Raw genomic sequence first — 12,399 nt, forward strand, 5'->3', positions numbered from 1 at the left:
GCGGCGGCACGATGACCACCGTGGGCATCCTCGGCGGCGGCCAGCTGGCGCGCATGCTGGCGCTGGCCGGCGCGCCGCTGGGCCTGCGCTTCAAGGTCATGGACACCTCGGCCGAAGCCTGCGCCGGGCAGTTCGCGCCGATGGTCGTGGGCGATTACCGCGACGATGCGGCACTGGCCGAGTTCGCCTCCAGTGTCGACGTCGCCACCTTCGACTTCGAGAACGTACCCGCCGAATCGGCGCAATGGCTGGCCGAGCGCTTCCCGGTGTTCCCCAGTCCCCGTGCGCTGGCGGTGGCCCAGGACCGGCTCGCAGAGAAGACCCTCTTCCGCGAGCTCGGCATCCCGGTGCCGGACTTCGCGCCGATCGACACGCGCGAAGACCTCGACGCGGCGCTGGCACGCGTCGGCGTGCCGTGCATCCTGAAGACGCGCCGGCTGGGCTACGACGGCAAGGGGCAGTTCCGCATCCGTTCGCTGGCCGACGCCGACGCCGCCTGGGCCGCGCTCGGCGAGCAGGCCGCTACCGTCGGCCTGATCCTGGAGGGCTTCGTCGCCTTCGACCGCGAGCTGTCGGTGGTGGCCGTGCGCGGCCGGGACGGCGAGTTCCGCACCTGGCCGCTGACCGAGAACTGGCATGTCGACGGCGTGCTCTCGGCCAGTCTGGCGCCGGCGGTGGCCGACGACGTGCTCACCGCGACCGCGTTCGACTACGCCCGCGCGCTGGCCGAGGCGCTCGACTATGTCGGCGTCTTCGCCCTCGAGCTGTTCTGCCGCGATGGCGAGCTGCTGGCCAACGAGCTGGCGCCGCGGGTCCACAATTCCGGCCACTGGAGCATCGAAGGCAGCGAGACCAGCCAGTTCCAGAACCACCTGCGCGCCGTCCTCGGCCTGCCGCTGGGCGACACGCGCATGGTCGGCCATGCGTGCATGCTCAACTGGATCGGCGCGATGCCCGATGCCGGCCCGGTGCTGGCCGAGCCGGGCGGGCACTGGCACGACTACGGCAAGTCGCCGCGCGAGGGCCGCAAGGTCGGCCACGCGACCCTGCGCGCCGACGGCGTTGCCGACCTGGGCCATGCCCTGGAGCGCGTCGGCCGTGCCCTGGGGCGCGAGGCGCAGGTCGCGCCGGTCATCGCCCGCCTGGGCTGAGTCCGGGGCGGCCGCGCCGCCGTCCGCCCCAACGCAGGACGGCCGGGTTGCCCCGGCCGTCCTGGTGGTACCGGTGGATCGCCCGCTTACTTCATCTGCGAGGCGATGAACTCCCAGTTGACCAGGTTCCAGAACGCGTCCATGTACTTCGGGCGCGCGTTGCGGTAGTCGATGTAGTAGGCATGCTCCCACACGTCGCAGGTCATCAGCGGGGTGTCCTCGCCGGTGAGCGGCGTGGCCGCGTTGGAGGTGCTGACCAGGGCGACGGAGCCGTCGGCGCGCTGCACCAGCCAGGCCCAGCCGGACCCGAAGGTGCCGACGGCGGTCTTGGTGAACTCGTCCTTGAACGTCGCGAAGTCGCCGAAGGCCTTGTTGATCGCCTCGGCCAGCTTGCCCGTCGGCTCGCCGCCACCGGCGGGGGACAGGCAGTTCCAGTAGAAGGTGTGGTTCCAGACCTGCGCCGCGTTGTTGAACATGCCGCCCTGCGACTTGCGGACGATCTCTTCCAGCGACAGGTCGGCGAACTCCGTGCCCTCGATCATCTTGTTGAGGTTGGTGACGTAGGTCTGGTGGTGCTTGCCGTAATGGAAGTCGATCGTCTCGCCGGAGATGTGCGGTTCCAGCGCGGTGCGGTCGTAGGGCAGGGCAGGCAGTTCAATCGCCATGGGGGGCTCCTTGTGGCTCGATTTGGTTGGCTGAAGGCGAACCCTGACGTGCCGGCGGCGGCCACGTCCAGGACTTCTTGAGGGCTTACAATAGGGGCAGTCGGCGCAGGCGGGATCGGCCGCGAGCCTCTCGACTGACCGCCCCATTCTATCCCCACCACGTGTTGGCGCACCGTCAAGCCGCGCAACAGCCCATTCCAGGAGTAGTCGATGTCCGTGCTCGAACGGATCCAGGCCGAGGTCGAGGGCCACCCGATCGTGTTGTTCATGAAGGGGACGCCGCAGTTCCCCATGTGCGGGTTCTCCAGTCGCGCCATCCAGGCGCTGACCGAGGCCGGCGCTACGCAGCTGCATACCGTCAACGTGCTCGAGGACCCGGAGGTCCGCGCCAACCTGCCCCGGTTCTCCAACTGGCCGACCTTCCCGCAGCTGTTCATCCATGGCGAACTGATCGGCGGTTGCGACATCACCGTCGAGCTGTTCGAGTCGGGCGAGCTGGCGCGCATGATCAGCGAGACGCAGGCATCGTGAGCGACGCATCGCCGCAGGCGGCCGACCCGGGCACGCGCCTGGACGGCCGGGTGGTGCTGGTCACCGGTGCGCACGGCGGGCTGGGCAGCGCCGCCGCCCGGGCCTGCGCCGAGGCCGGCGCGACGGTCGTGCTGCTGGGCCGCAAGCTGCCCAGGCTCAATCGCGTGTACGACGCCGTGGCCGCCGCCGGCCCCGAGCCGCTGCTGTATCCCTTCGACCTGGAGGGCGCGGCGCCGGACGATCATGCCGAACTGGCGGCGCGGATCGAATCCGAGCTTGGCCGGCTCGACGGGCTGCTGCACTGCGCCGCCGAGTTCCGCGGCCTCACCCCGCTGCCGCAGACCGACCCGGCGCAGGTGGCGCGCGCGATCCACGTCAACCTGACCGCGCCGGTCTGGCTTACCCAGGCCTGCCTGCCCGTGTTGTCGAAGGCCGCCGACGCGGCGGTCGTGTTCACCCTCGACGCGCCCGAGCGGGTCGGCGGCGCCTATTGGGGTGGCTACGGCCTCGCCCAGCACGGGCTCGCGGCCGCGGTCGGCATGCTGCACCACGAACTGATCGGTTCGAACATCCGCGTCAGCGGCCTGCGTCCCGGGCCGATGCGCACGCCGCTGCGCTCACGGGCCTATGCCGACGACAACGATCCGCGCACGCGCGATCCGTCGGTCTACGCACCGGCCTGCGTGACCCTTCTATCGGCGCGGGGCGGCGTGCACCGCGGCCAGGTCTGGAGTCCTCCGGCATGACCATCGCATCGGCGGCGCTGTTGCTGTTCCTGATCCTCGATCCGCTCGGCAACATCCCCATCTTCCTGAGCCTGCTGCGCAGCCTGCCGCCCCGGCGGCAGCGCATCGTCCTGGCCCGCGAGCTGCTGATCGCGCTGGCGGTGCTGATGATGTTCCTGTGGGGCGGCAAGTACGCGCTGGAGCTGATGCACCTGCGCCAGGAGTCGGTGTCCATCGCCGGCGGCATCGTGCTGTTCCTGATCGGCATCCGCATGATCTTCCCGCGACCGGAGGGCCTGATGGGCGAACTGCCCGACGGCGAGCCGTTCATCGTGCCCATGGCCATCCCATTGGTGGCGGGGCCATCGGGGATGGCGGCGGTCATGCTGATGGGCAGCGACGACCCCACCCGGCTGGGCGACTGGAGCATCGCGCTGCTGATCGCCTGGGGCGCCACCGCGGCGATCCTGTTCTCGGCCACCCTGCTCTACAAGTTGCTGGGCGGACGGGCACTTTCGGCCATCGAACGCCTGATGGGCATGTTGCTGGTGGCGATCTCGGTGCAGATGTTCCTCGATGGTCTCGGGACTTACCTGCAGATCGCCGCACCTTGAGCGAACTTGACGTCTTGTTCAGGTCCGTGTGAGGGGCGTGGGCCAATTCGATGACTTTCTTCACGATACTGTAACGTAGGGATCGTAGCGTGTTAAAGTGCCGTTAACCCGGAGGGGCGCACTGCGCCAGCCGGGCTCTAGCGGATGCACTTTGCTGATCGATGCGGGCGATGCGTTTCCGCTGCAAGGAAGCGTTCGCCTGCCAGAACTCCACGTTATTCGAGGCCCCGCCATGACCCATCCGAACCGTGTCCGGCTGTCCAGGCTTACGCTTGGCCTGCTCGCCGTACTCGCCACCGCTCCCGTCTTTGCCCAGAGCACGTCCGCCGGTATCGGCGGCGTCGTCACCGATGCCAGTGGGCAGCCCGTCCAGGGCGCCAACGTCACCATCACCCACGTCGAGTCGGGCACGGTGAGCCGGACCACCACCGACGACAGCGGTCGCTACAACGCGCGCGGCCTGCGCGTGGGCGGTCCCTACACCGTCACCATCACGGCGGCCGACGGTGAGACGACGACCGAGGACAACGTATACCTCGACCTGAACCGGGTGAACGCGATCAACGCGCAGCTCGACGGCGGCGACGCGGTCCTGCTGGACACGGTTTCGGTGACGGCCTCTTCCGACCTGTACTCGGTCTTCAGCCCCGACAACAAGGGCGTGGGCACCTCGGTCGCCGGCCGCGTGCTGGAGCTGACCCCGCAGGCGAACCGCTCGCTCGACGACGTCGCGCGCCTCGATCCGCGCGTCCAGGTGACCGACGCGGGCGATGGCTCGATCTCCGTCGCCGGCGTGAACAACCGCTTCAACAACATCTCCGTCGACGGCATGTCGCAGGGCGACCCCTTCGGCCTGAATGCCAACGGCATGCCCTACATCGGCACCCCGATCTCGGTCGACACCATCGACGCCTACGACATCAAGGTGGCCGATTACGACGTGGGCTCCGACACCGTCGGCGCCACCGTCAATGCGGTGACCAAGTCCGGTACCAACGAGTTCCACGGCTCGGTGTACGGCGCCCTGCGCGACGCCGACTGGATGGGCGACCTGGACGGCGACGGCTACCAGGGCTTCGACAACGACCGTACCTTCGGCGCCACCCTCGGCGGCCCCATCCTCAAGGACCGCCTGTTCTTCTTCGGTTCGTACGAAGAGCAGACCATCAAGAACTTCGGCGGCTCGGCCACCTCCGACGGCGTCGCCAACGGCGACGTCACGCAGGCCGACGTCGACCGCGCGATCGCCATCGCCGAGAGCCTGGGCATGCAGCCTGGTTCCTACGGCGCCACCGGCGTCAACCTCGAAACCAAGCGCTACCTGGCCAAGCTGGACTGGAACATCAGCGATTTCCACCGCGCCAGCCTGACCTACCAGCAGACCGAGGAGTTCCGCCCGTCGCCTTACGACGCGTTCTCCGACACCGTCGTGCTGACCAGCCACTGGTACAACATCGACAACGTCACCAAGAACACGTCGCTGCAGCTGTTCAGCGACTGGACCGAGAACTTCAGCACCGAAGCGAAGATCAGCTACAACAAGTTCGACCAGGTCAACGGCAATCCCATCGACCAGCCCGAGGTCGAGATCGAGACCGCCAACGGCGGTTCGATCTTCATCGGCGAGGACAACAACCGCCACGAGAACCAGATCAACACCGAGCGCGTCTCGGCGTCGATCTTCGGTACGTACTACGCGGGCGACCACGTCATCAAGGGCGGTTTCGACTACCTGCGCCACGACGTGTTCAATCTGTATGGCCGCGACCTGCATGGTTCGTACGTGTTCGAGAGCCTGGACGATTTCGCGGCGGGCGACTACGACGTCTACAACCTGCGCACGCCGGCCCCCGGCTTCGGCGTCGACGACACCGCCGCCGCGCTGGTCTACAGCCAGTGGAGCCCGTACCTGCAGGACACCTGGCAGGTCAACGACAACCTCTCGCTGACCTACGGCGTGCGAGTCAACATCCCCAGCGTCGACAAGGCCCCGGTCCGCAACGACGGCTTCGAGCAGGCCTTCGGTTTCCGCAACGACTACAAGCTCGGTTCCGACAACAAGGTCGTCCTGCCGCGCGTGTCGTTCAACTACATGTTCGACACCGATCGCTTCATGCAGCTGCGCGGTGGCCTGGGTTCGTTCCAGAGCGTGCCGCCCTTCGTGTGGCTGGCCAATCCGTACCAGAACAACGGTGGCATGACCGCCGTGTCGTATCGCGTGTTCGACCCGACCGAAGCGCCGTTCAGCCCCGATCCGTACAACCAGAACGTGCCGGCCGGAGGCAGCCCGTCGAACCAGATCGACACCATCGACCCGGACTTCAAGCTGCCGACGGTGTGGAAGGCCAGCCTGGGCTTCGACGCCGAGCTGCCGTGGTACGGCATGATCGGTACGGTCGAGCTGCAGTCCATCCAGGCGCGCGACGCGGCGTTCTACAAGGCGCTGAACATCGGCCAGGCCCAGGGCACGCTCGCCGACGGCCGCGAAAGCTACTGGTGCACGCTGGGCAACACCTCCAGTTCCAACAAGAACTGCGGCCGCAACCCGGACTACAGCTTCAACTCGACCGTGCTGGACAACACCGACAAGGGCGGTTCGAACTCGCTGACCCTGTCGCTGAGCAAGCCCATGTCGAACGGCTGGTACGGCAACATCAGCTACACCTACACCGATGCCGACGAAGTGGGCTCGGATGCCAGCTCGCAGGCATGGTCCAGCTACCAGTACGTCTCGCGCGTCAACCCGAACCAGGAGATCGCCACCACCGCCAGCCGCGAGATCCCGAATTCGATCAAGGCGTCGCTGGGCTGGGAGCACGCGTTCTTCGGCGACTACAAGTCCAGCGTCTCGCTGTTCTACTACGGGCGTGACGGCCTGCCGTACACCTGGCTGGTCAATGGCGACGCCAACGGCGACGGCATCTTCCAGGATCCGGCGTACATCCCGCTGGTCAACGATCCGAACGTGAGCTACGGCGGCGCAACCGCGGAGCAGATCGAAGCGTTCCACCGCTTCATCGCCAACGATCCCTACCTGCAGGCGCACCGTGGCCAGATCGCCGGTCGCAACGAAGGCCGCCTGCCGTGGGTCAACCAGCTCGACCTGGGCCTGCAGCAGGAGTTGCCGGGCTTCTTCGCCGACCACAAGTCGACGATCCGCCTGGACATCTACAACGTCCTGAACCTGCTCAACAAGGACTGGGGCGTCACGGACGAGATCGGTGGTTTCGATACGCGCTATCTGGCCCGGCTTGGCGGCGTGAACGCCGACGGCACCTACGTCTACGACCTGGGCACGCCGGACAACCCGAGCTGGCAGGACCTGCGTCCCTACGAGGGCCGCGTCCCGCGCGTGGTCTCGCGTTGGGCGGCGCAGCTGACCCTGCGCTACGAGTTCTGATCCCAGCGCTGTGCGCATGGAACGGCCGGGGATTCCCCGGCCGTTTTTTTTTGCGCGGCCTGCGCTAGAGTCGTCGCAGACCAGACGACACGAAAACGAGAAGAAGAAATGAGCAAAGAAGTCCCCGCCAGCCTGCCCACCGTCAACGCGCGCATCCACCCCAGCGGTGCGCTCGACATCCTGTCCCGCGACGAGGTCGCCCGCCTGCGCGACGCGTCGACCGGCATGCACGACCTGTTGCGCCGCTGCGCCCTGGCGGTGCTGACCACCGGCAGCGTGTCCGACGATCCGCGCGCCGCACAGGCGCAGTACGCCGATTTCGACATCCAGGTGCACCAGCAGGACCGTGGCATGCGCATCGACCTGGCCAACGCGCCCGCGATGGCCTTCGTCGACGGCGAGATCATCCGCGGCGTGGCCGAACTGCTGTTCGCGGTCGTGCGCGACCTGGCCTTCACCGCGATCGAGCTGGGCGAGGCCTGCGGTCGCGACCTCAACACCAGCGCCGGCATCACCGACGGCGTCTTCGACCTGCTTCGCAACGCGCGCATCCTGCAGCCCACCGATCCCCGCCTGGTGGTGTGCTGGGGCGGCCACTCGATCTCGCGCGACGAGTACATCTACACCAAGCAGGTCGGCTACGAGCTGGGCCTGCGGGGCCTGGACATCTGCACGGGCTGCGGCCCCGGTGCCATGAAGGGCCCGATGAAGGGCGCCAACATCGCGCACGCCAAGCAACGGCGCGAGCACCCGCGCTACATCGGCGTGACCGAGCCGGGCATCATCGCCGCCGAATCGCCGAATCCGATCGTCAACCACCTGGTGATCCTGCCCGACATCGAGAAGCGCCTGGAGGCCTTCGTCCGCATCGGCCACGGCATCATCGTGTTCCCGGGCGGCGTCGGCACGGCGGAGGAGATCCTCTACCTGCTGGGCATCCTGCTGCGCGAAGAAAATGCCGGGCTGCAGTTCCCGCTGATCTTTACCGGCCCCACGGCGTCGGCGGCGTACTTCGAACAGATCGACCGCTTCCTGCGGCTGACGCTGGGCGAGGCCGCGACGTCGCGCTACGAGATCATCATCGCCGACCCGGCCGCGGTGGCGCGGCGCATGACCGCGGGCATCCGCAAGGTCCGGGAGCAGCGCATCGCGCAGAAGGATTCGTTCTTCTTCAACTGGTCGATCGACATCCCGCTCGAGTTCCAGCAGCCGTTCCGGCCCACCCACGAGGCGATGGCGGCGCTGGACCTGCACAAGGGCCGCAAGCCGCACGAGTTGGCGGCCGACCTGCGGCGTGCGTTCTCGGGCATCGTCGCCGGCAACGTCAAGGAAGACGGCATGCGGCGGATCGATGCGCACGGACCGTTCGAGATCCACGGCGACCCGGAGATGATGCAGTCGCTCGACGCGTTGCTGCGCGCATTCGTCGAGCAGCGGCGCATGAAGATCGACGGCGACTACGACCCCTGCTATCGCGTCGTCGCCTGAGCCCCCTCGTGCAGCGCCCATCGCCCCTGGGCGGGGCGCTTCAGTGGCCGTTGACGGGCAGGCGGACGGTGGCGACGTAGAGGTCGCCTTCCCGTGAGGTGGTGACGCTGCCCTTGCCGCGGGTGAGCGCCTCCACGCGCTCCTGCGCGGCGTTCAGCCCGACGTTGTGCCCCGGTCGCGCGTCGCGGCCGCTGCCGGGCACGGGATTGCTGATGCGTACGATCACGCGCGCGTCCGACGTGGTGACCGCGACCTCGATCGTGCCGCCCTTCGGCAGGCGCTCGATGCCGTGGCGGATCGCGTTCTCGACCAGGGGCTGGATGGTCAGTGCCGGTACGGTCACGTCGGGTAGCGAGCGGGGCAGTTTCCATGCCACCTGCAGGCGCTCGCGGAAGCGCAGGCCCTCGATCTCCAGGTAGCGGCGAGCCAGGTCCAGTTCGTCCTGCAGCGGGATCTCGTGGGGGCCGGCGAGGGCGGCGCGGAACAGGTCGGACAGGTCCAGCAGCAGTTGCTCCACCGCCTCCGGGCGCTGGTGCACCAGTGCCGCGCCGGTGTTGAGGGTGTTGAACAGGAAGTGCGGCCGGATGCGCGCCTGCAGTGCCTCGAGCTCGGCCTGCTTGGTGCGGATCGCGAGCTGGCGGGCCTGCCAGTGGTTCTGGAACGTCGCCAGGCCGAGCAGGGCCACCGCCAACACGATGCCGGTGAAGCGCAGGGCGAGCCCGTCCCAGCCGTCCTCGGCCAGCGGCCAGTCCGGTCCGAGCGTGAAGCGCGCGACCGCGAGCACCAGCCACGTGTTGACCAGCAGCAGGCCCATCGCCGTCCAGGCCAGTTGCTGGGGAGGACGTAGCGAAAGCCGCCCGCGGAACAGGTACAGGGTGAGCAGCGTCAGCAGCGATATCCACTGGATCAGCAGCGACGCCAGTCCAAAGTAGACCCAGCGGTTCCCGCTGGCGCCGGGGGCAAGCGCGAGCACGCTGGCGAGGCATTCGCCGACCAGCAGGACCGAAATCAGCACCGGCGGCTGCCACAGCGCGTCGAGGGGCTGCAGCGAGGGTGGCGGGCGTGTCGGCATGTCGGCTTTCAAGGGCGCATCCAGGTCGTCGGGTGACGGGGCGTCGCGTGCCACCGCTGGAGCGGCCGTGAAGCCCGTCCGTCGGTGCCGGGTGGCGTTGCCGCCTGCGTCCCTTTACGTTACCCGAACGGAACCGTGCCAGGGGATAGCCACGTGCCAGCAATACCCGTCAGGTCACCCAGCGCCGCTTCGCGGTCGGGGGGCTTCACCGTCATCGAACTGATGGTCGCCATCGCCGTCCTGGCGATCCTGGTGGCCATCGCCACGCCCAGCTTCGTGGGCGTGATCAACAGCAATCGCCTGGCGAGCCACGTCAACGAATTCGTCGGCGCGGTGCAGACCGCCCGGATCGAGGCCGTGCGCCAGAACCGCCGGGTGGCGGTCTGCCGCAGCGCCGACAACGCGACCTGTTCGGCCGGCGCGGCCTGGACGGGCTGGATCACCATCGCCGACACCAACGGCAACGGCGCCTTCGGCGCGGGCGACACCGTCCTGCGCACCGGCAGCGCGAAGGCGCCCGTGCAGGTCAGCGTCGGGGCCACCATCACCAACAACAACAATGCGATCGTGTTCCGTCCGGACGGCCTGGCCTACGACACCAACGGCGCCCTCCTGGTGGGCGCGGTGACGGTCTGCATGCCCACCGACAAGCCCCGGATGAACCAGCGCGTCGTCAACATCGCCACCGGCAGTCGTGTGTCGACCACCCAGGCCAACGGTGCGGGAGCCTGTCCATGAACATGCGTGGGATCCATTCGGGCAGGGCGCCCGCCGCCCGCCGTCGTGCCCGGGGTGCCGGCCTGATCGAAGTGCTGGTGGCCGTCCTGGTGATGGCGATCGGCCTGCTCGGCATTGCCGCCATGCAGGCGACCGCGTTGCGCAACAGCCAGAGCTCGACCGAGCAGAGCATGGCCGTCGTCTACAGCTATTCGATCATCGACGCGATGCGCGCCAACCGCGACGCCGCGCTCGCCAATGCCTACAACATCGGCATGACCTGCGCGCCGCCCGCCGTCGGCACCCTGGCGCAGACCGACCTCAATGCCTGGCTCACCTCGATGCAGCAGGCGCAGTCGCTCGGGCCGGCGGCCTGCGGGCAGATCCAGCGCAATGGCGACATGTTCATCGTGACGGTGCGCTGGGACGACCGCCGCGCCACCGGCGCTGCCGCCGCCGACAATAAATCCATCGAAACACGGACCCGGCTATGACCTCCAGGCGCAATCACTCCCGTCGGGCCCGCGACATCGCCGGCTTCGGCCTGATCGAGCTCATGGTCGCGCTGGTGCTGGGCCTGCTCATCACCGGTGCGGCGATCAGCGTGTTCCTGTCCAACCGGCAGACCTATCGCACCACCGAGAATCTCGGTCGCGTGCAGGAAAGCGCGCGCGTCGCCTTCGAGCTGATGTCGCGCGACGTGCGCGAGGCGGGCGGCTTCCCCTGTGCGCGCAACCTGCCGGTCGGCAATGTCCTCGAGAACCAGGCGGCCAACTGGTATACCCAGTGGAGCGGGGGCATCGAAGGCGTCGACGGCGCTTTCGCCAATGGCAACCCCGCCAACCGCGTCGCCAATACCGATGCGGTCGAGCTGAAGTCGGGTGCGACCGGAGGCGTCACCGTCACCAGCCATAACGCGACCTCCGCACAGTTCAAGGTCAATACCGTCAACCATGACCTGCACGACGGCGACATCGTCATGGTGTGCGACTACCGCCAGGGCTCGATCGTCCAGGTCACCAACGCACAGCCGGGCACCAACGAGACCGTCGTGCACAACCCCGGCGGCGGCGTGGCCGTGCCGGGCAACTGCACCAAGGGCCTCGGCGTGCCTGTCGACTGTTCCAATCCGCTCGGCACGGCGTATACCTATGGTGTCAACTCCATGGTCGCCAAGCTCCACGCTTCGCGCTGGTACATCGGCACCAACGGCAACAACAACCGTGCCCTCTACCGGCAGAGCCTGCGCACCGTCGGCGGCGCCGCCACGGCGGTGTCGGAAGAGGTGACCGAGGGCGTGCGCGACATGCAGATCACCTATCTCCTGCCTGGCAACGCCGCCTACGTGAATGCCGGTGCCGTGGGCGCCCGCTGGAACGAGGTACTCGCCGCGAGGATCGAGCTGACGCTCGAAAGCCCCGAGGCCGTGGGTACCGACGGCAACCCCCTGCAGCGCACGCTCGTACACACCGTCTCGCTCCGGAACCGCAGCTCATGAAACGCGTCCACATGCCCACGTCCCCGCGCCACGCCCAGGAGGGTGCCGTCCTGATCGTGGTGCTGATCCTGTTGCTGGTGCTCACCCTGTTGGGCCTGGCCAGCCTGCGCGGCACGGTGATGGAGGAGCGCATGACCGCCAACCTGCGCGACCGCGGCCTGGGCTTCCAGGCGGCCGAAGCGGCACTGCGCGAAGCCGAAGCCCGGATCCTGGCCAACGGACATGCCGGTTTCCCCGCGGCGGGCGCGGGCGGCTGCAATGGACCGCTGTGCGACACCCCCGACGGCATCCAGGCCGATCGCTGGTGGAATGCCGCCGCCGCCTACTGGACGAATGCGAATGCCGGGGTAGGCAACATCGCGATCAGGCCGCAGTACTTCGTGGAATACATGGGCGAGGCGCCCAGCTGGCCCAAGTGCGACAGTGAAATCCCCGTGCACCCGCTTTGCCTGAAGCCCCGCTACCGTGTTTCGGCGCGCAGCAGCGCGGACGATCGCGCGACTGTGATCCTGCAATCCAACTTCGCCGGACCCTGATG

Annotated in this window: 12 protein-coding genes; 10 read left to right on the forward strand and 2 right to left on the reverse strand. The window is 68.1% G+C overall.

What is annotated here, in order from left to right; all coding sequences use genetic code 11:
* Positions 1 to 11: 11 nt before the first annotated feature.
* Positions 12 to 1,151 carry a 5-(carboxyamino)imidazole ribonucleotide synthase gene (locus tag H4F98_RS07095; RefSeq protein WP_182686417.1) on the forward strand — a complete coding sequence of 380 codons (1,140 nt, stop codon included), beginning with the start codon at positions 12 to 14 and terminating at the stop codon, positions 1,149 to 1,151.
* A gap of 86 nt (positions 1,152 to 1,237) precedes the next feature.
* Here H4F98_RS07095 and sodB read toward each other — a convergent pair whose 3' ends face one another.
* A complete protein-coding gene (sodB, locus tag H4F98_RS07100) occupies positions 1,238 to 1,816 on the reverse strand; it encodes a superoxide dismutase [Fe] (RefSeq protein WP_141516874.1) in 579 nt (192 codons plus the stop codon).
* 210 nt (positions 1,817 to 2,026) lie between these two features.
* Between sodB and grxD the strand changes: the two genes are divergently transcribed.
* The 5 genes from grxD to ppnN all read left to right on the forward strand — a co-directional run bounded on the left by grxD (position 2,027) and on the right by ppnN (position 8,574).
* Entirely contained in the window at positions 2,027 to 2,347 is a 321-nt protein-coding gene (grxD, locus tag H4F98_RS07105) for a Grx4 family monothiol glutaredoxin (protein ID WP_182686238.1), read from the forward strand.
* The gene (locus H4F98_RS07110) at positions 2,344 to 3,093 is read left to right on the forward strand and encodes an SDR family NAD(P)-dependent oxidoreductase (RefSeq protein ID WP_343064743.1); all 750 of its coding nucleotides are present in this window, start codon (positions 2,344 to 2,346) and stop codon (positions 3,091 to 3,093) included. Before grxD ends, H4F98_RS07110 begins: the two co-directional genes overlap by 4 nt.
* Positions 3,090 to 3,686 (forward strand): YhgN family NAAT transporter, encoded by a 597-nt coding sequence (locus H4F98_RS07115; RefSeq protein ID WP_182686241.1) that lies wholly within the window; start codon positions 3,090 to 3,092, stop codon positions 3,684 to 3,686. The genes H4F98_RS07110 and H4F98_RS07115 overlap by 4 nt, the downstream gene beginning before the upstream one ends.
* Before the next feature lie 232 nt (positions 3,687 to 3,918).
* Positions 3,919 to 7,086: a TonB-dependent receptor gene (locus H4F98_RS07120; protein ID WP_182686243.1), complete on the forward strand. Its 3,168-nt coding sequence runs from the start codon at positions 3,919 to 3,921 to the stop codon at positions 7,084 to 7,086.
* Positions 7,087 to 7,194: 108 nt separating this feature from the next.
* Positions 7,195 to 8,574 carry a nucleotide 5'-monophosphate nucleosidase PpnN gene (gene ppnN / locus H4F98_RS07125; RefSeq protein WP_182686245.1) on the forward strand — a complete coding sequence of 460 codons (1,380 nt, stop codon included), beginning with the start codon at positions 7,195 to 7,197 and terminating at the stop codon, positions 8,572 to 8,574.
* Positions 8,575 to 8,614: 40 nt separating this feature from the next.
* Here the strand turns inward: ppnN and H4F98_RS07130 are convergent, their stop codons facing one another.
* The gene (locus H4F98_RS07130; RefSeq protein WP_182686247.1) at positions 8,615 to 9,646 is read right to left on the reverse strand and encodes a sensor histidine kinase; all 1,032 of its coding nucleotides are present in this window, start codon (positions 9,644 to 9,646) and stop codon (positions 8,615 to 8,617) included.
* 153 nt (positions 9,647 to 9,799) lie between these two features.
* Between H4F98_RS07130 and H4F98_RS07135 the strand changes: the two genes are divergently transcribed.
* The 4 genes from H4F98_RS07135 to H4F98_RS07150 are packed head-to-tail and all read left to right on the forward strand — an operon-like array spanning position 9,800 to position 12,397.
* Positions 9,800 to 10,384, forward strand: a complete 585-nt coding sequence (locus H4F98_RS07135; RefSeq protein ID WP_343064744.1) for a GspH/FimT family pseudopilin — start codon at positions 9,800 to 9,802, stop codon at positions 10,382 to 10,384.
* Positions 10,381 to 10,857, forward strand: coding sequence for a type IV pilus modification protein PilV (gene pilV / locus H4F98_RS07140; RefSeq protein WP_246372958.1), 477 nt, complete (start codon positions 10,381 to 10,383; stop codon positions 10,855 to 10,857). The genes H4F98_RS07135 and pilV overlap by 4 nt, the downstream gene beginning before the upstream one ends.
* Entirely contained in the window at positions 10,854 to 11,861 is a 1,008-nt protein-coding gene (locus H4F98_RS07145) for a PilW family protein (protein ID WP_182686249.1), read from the forward strand. Before pilV ends, H4F98_RS07145 begins: the two co-directional genes overlap by 4 nt.
* On the forward strand, positions 11,858 to 12,397 hold the full coding sequence (locus H4F98_RS07150; RefSeq protein WP_246372959.1) for a pilus assembly PilX family protein: 540 nt from the start codon (positions 11,858 to 11,860) through the stop codon (positions 12,395 to 12,397). The genes H4F98_RS07145 and H4F98_RS07150 overlap by 4 nt, the downstream gene beginning before the upstream one ends.
* Positions 12,398 to 12,399 lie beyond the last annotated feature (2 nt).

Origin of the sequence: Marilutibacter spongiae (assembly GCF_014145325.1) — a bacterium.
Classification (GTDB): domain Bacteria; phylum Pseudomonadota; class Gammaproteobacteria; order Xanthomonadales; family Xanthomonadaceae; genus Marilutibacter; species Marilutibacter spongiae.

Excerpts from the sequence above, each read along its gene's own strand:
- ppnN (WP_182686245.1), top strand. The coding sequence starts at position 7,195 with ATGAGCAAAGAAGTCCCCGCCAGCCTGCCCACCGTCAACGCGCGCATC.
- grxD (WP_182686238.1), top strand. The coding sequence starts at position 2,027 with ATGTCCGTGCTCGAACGGATCCAGGCCGAGGTCGAGGGCCACCCGATC.
- H4F98_RS07120 (WP_182686243.1), top strand. The coding sequence starts at position 3,919 with ATGACCCATCCGAACCGTGTCCGGCTGTCCAGGCTTACGCTTGGCCTG.
- sodB (WP_141516874.1), bottom strand. The coding sequence starts at position 1,816 with ATGGCGATTGAACTGCCTGCCCTGCCCTACGACCGCACCGCGCTGGAA.
- H4F98_RS07115 (WP_182686241.1), top strand. The coding sequence starts at position 3,090 with ATGACCATCGCATCGGCGGCGCTGTTGCTGTTCCTGATCCTCGATCCG.
- H4F98_RS07145 (WP_182686249.1), top strand. The coding sequence starts at position 10,854 with ATGACCTCCAGGCGCAATCACTCCCGTCGGGCCCGCGACATCGCCGGC.
- pilV (WP_246372958.1), top strand. The coding sequence starts at position 10,381 with ATGAACATGCGTGGGATCCATTCGGGCAGGGCGCCCGCCGCCCGCCGT.
- H4F98_RS07150 (WP_246372959.1), top strand. The coding sequence starts at position 11,858 with ATGAAACGCGTCCACATGCCCACGTCCCCGCGCCACGCCCAGGAGGGT.
- H4F98_RS07130 (WP_182686247.1), bottom strand. The coding sequence starts at position 9,646 with ATGCCGACACGCCCGCCACCCTCGCTGCAGCCCCTCGACGCGCTGTGG.
- H4F98_RS07095 (WP_182686417.1), top strand. The coding sequence starts at position 12 with ATGACCACCGTGGGCATCCTCGGCGGCGGCCAGCTGGCGCGCATGCTG.